This window comes from Mesorhizobium sp. M4A.F.Ca.ET.022.05.2.1, assembly GCF_003998845.1.
GTDB lineage: Bacteria > Pseudomonadota > Alphaproteobacteria > Rhizobiales > Rhizobiaceae > Mesorhizobium.
The window spans coordinates 1-2,574 of record NZ_RZOJ01000601.1; the positions used below are offsets into that span (position 1 = coordinate 1).

The 2,574-nt window shown below is 66.8% G+C and carries 3 protein-coding genes; 2 read left to right on the top strand and 1 reads right to left on the bottom strand.

Annotated features, from left to right (window positions below; genetic code table 11):
• On the top strand, positions 1–1,161 hold a 1,161-nt coding region (gene der, locus EN745_RS33405; protein WP_127423209.1), incomplete at its 5' end, for a ribosome biogenesis GTPase Der.
• A 27-nt stretch (positions 1,162–1,188) separates the two neighbouring features.
• On the opposite strand, the gene EN745_RS33410 is transcribed toward der, so the two are convergent.
• The gene (locus EN745_RS33410; RefSeq protein ID WP_127423210.1) at positions 1,189–2,109 is read right to left on the bottom strand and encodes a LysR substrate-binding domain-containing protein; all 921 of its coding nucleotides are present in this window, start codon (positions 2,107–2,109) and stop codon (positions 1,189–1,191) included.
• Positions 2,110–2,225: 116 nt separating this feature from the next.
• Between EN745_RS33410 and EN745_RS33415 the strand changes: the two genes are divergently transcribed.
• The coding region (locus tag EN745_RS33415) for an MFS transporter (RefSeq protein ID WP_127423211.1) at positions 2,226–2,574 on the top strand (349 nt) is incomplete at its 3' end.

A 2,574-nucleotide genomic window follows, 5' to 3' on the forward strand; every position in this document is an offset into this window, starting at 1 on the left:
GTCGACGCCAAATCCGGCCTGATGCCCGACGACCGGACCTTCGCCGAGGTGGTCCGCAAATCCGGCAAGCCGGTCGTGCTGGTCGCCAACAAGGCCGAGGCGCGTGGTGCGCAAGCCGGCATGCTGGAAGCCTGGGAGCTTGGCCTCGGCGAGCCGATCCCCGTCTCGGCCGAGCATGGCCAGGGCATGCCCGACCTGCGCGACGCGGTGATCGCGGCGCTCGGCGAGGAACGCGCCTTCGGTGAGGACGAGGAGGACGACGGGGAGATCGCCGCCAGCGAGGTGCTGATCGGCGAGGACATCGCCGACCCCGACGCCGAGCCCGCCTATGACGACACCAAGCCGATGCGCATCGCCGTCGTCGGTCGCCCGAACGCCGGCAAGTCGACGCTGATCAACGCGCTGATCGGCGAAGAGCGGCTGCTGACCGGGCCGGAAGCCGGCATCACACGCGATTCCATCTCGGTCGACTGGGACTGGCGCGGCCGCCGGGTAAAACTGTTCGACACCGCCGGCATGCGGCGCAAGGCCAGGATTCACGAAAAGCTGGAAGTGATGTCGGTGCAGGACGGCCTGCGCGCCATCCGCTTCGCCGAGATCGTCATCATCGTGCTCGACGCCACCATCCCCTTCGAGAAGCAGGATCTGCAGATCGCCGATCTCATCATCCGCGAAGGTCGCGCGCCGGTGATCGCCTTCAACAAATGGGACCTGATCGACAACCCGCAGGAACTGCTGGCGGAGCTGCGCGAGAAGACCGAGCGGCTCCTTCCCCAGGTGCGCGGGATGCAGGCGGTGACGGTCTCCGCCGAGACCGGACGCGGTCTCGACAAGCTCATGGATAGCGTGATCAAGACGCACAAGGTGTGGAACAGCCGTGTGTCGACCGGCAAGTTGAACCGCTGGCTGGAAGGCATTTTGGCGCATCATCCGCCGCCCGCCGTTGCCGGGCGCCGCTTGAAGATCAAATATGTCACCCAGGCCAAGACCCGCCCGCCCGGCTTCGTCGTCTCGTGCTCGCGGCCCGACGCAATGCCGCAATCCTATGTCCGCTACCTGTCGAACAGCCTGCGCGAAGCCTTCGACATGCCGGGCGTGCCGATCCGCATGGCGCTACGCACCTCGGACAATCCATTCGCCGGCCGGGCAAAGAAGCGCTGAGCGGCACTGAGCCTGGGCCTCAGCGCGTCAGGCGACATGTCTCAACGCTTCATTCGCCCGCGCGCTTTCGGGTAGCGCTTGCAGCGCCGCCTGCAACAGTATGTCGGCGAGGCGCGCCGCCACCGGGTCAAGCTCGGCCTCCCTCTGATGCAGGACCAGCGCTATCTTCGGCAAGACCGGTAGCCCCAACAGTTCCGGCATCATCGCCCTGACATTGGCGGGCAGCCCGATATCGGTACGGATCGTCAGCCCGAGACCGGCGGCGACCGCCGCCCAGATGCCGCCGAGGCTGGGGCTGGAGAAGGCCATCCGCCAGGACAGGCCGGCGCGGTCGAGCGTTTCGGTCGCCATCGTGCGCAGCAGGCAGGGCGCTTCCAGCGCCACCAGCGGCAGGATGTCGTCCTTGCCCGGCCCGGCCTCGATCGGCTTTGCCGGCCCGATCCAGCGCATTTGAACATCGGCGACGTGCCGGCTGTAGGGCAGGCTCGCGCCATTGTGCCAGGCAAGCGCGATGTCGAGGCTGCCCTGGGTGATCCGGTCGGCAAGCTCATGGCTGCGCGCGATCCGCGCCTCTATCTTGACCTTGGGATGGGCGCGGGCGAAGCGGCCCAGCACCTCCGGCAGCACCGCCTCGCCGAAATCCTCCTGCAGGCCTAGCCGCACCCAGCCTTCCAGCTCGACGTCGTGGATGGCGGCGGCCGCCTCGTCGTTAAGCTCGAGCAGTCGCCGCGCATAGCCGAGCATGGTTTCGCCGGCTTCGGTCAGCGCCAGGCCGCGCCCCGATTTGCGGAAGATCGGGGTGGCCGCCTGCTCCTCAAGCTTCTTCAGCTGCGCGCTAACGGCGGAGGTCGAACGGCCAAGCCTTTCGGCGGCCCTGGCGAAGCTGCCCAGCTCCATCCCGGCGACGAAGCTCCTGAGGACGTCGAGGTCGAATGTGACGCGTCGCATGTTATTGTCCTGCTTTTCAGGATTGTATATCAAAAACTTCCTGATTTTATGGATAAAGCTATGGCGCTACATCCTACCCGTCAAGCCGGTCAGCCGGCCGTCACGGGAATGAACGCATGTCCGCCATCGCCACACGCACCGACTGCCAGCCTCCTGCGAAAGCCACGGCTGGCTCCGCCGCTCGAACCTTCGGATCCAATCATCGCTGGAAGGTGCTGGGCATCGGCGTCGCGGCCAATGCCGGGTTCTCCGCGACCTTCTCCGGCGTGCCGGCCACCGCGGTGGTGATGCGCCAGGGTTATCAACTCGACAATGCCTCGCTCGGACTGGCGCTCGGTCTTCTCGGATTGGGCGTGGCGCTGAGCGAACTGCCCTGGGGCGTGCTCACCGATCGCTGGGGCGACCGCCGCGTGCTGTTGACCGGGCTCGGCGCGACGGCGGCATGGCTGTTCGTCATGGCTATGC

What these genes read in the sequence shown, in the direction of transcription:
- EN745_RS33410 (WP_127423210.1), bottom strand. Translation starts at nt 2,109, where the DNA reads ATGCGACGCGTCACATTCGACCTCGACGTCCTCAGGAGCTTCGTCGCC.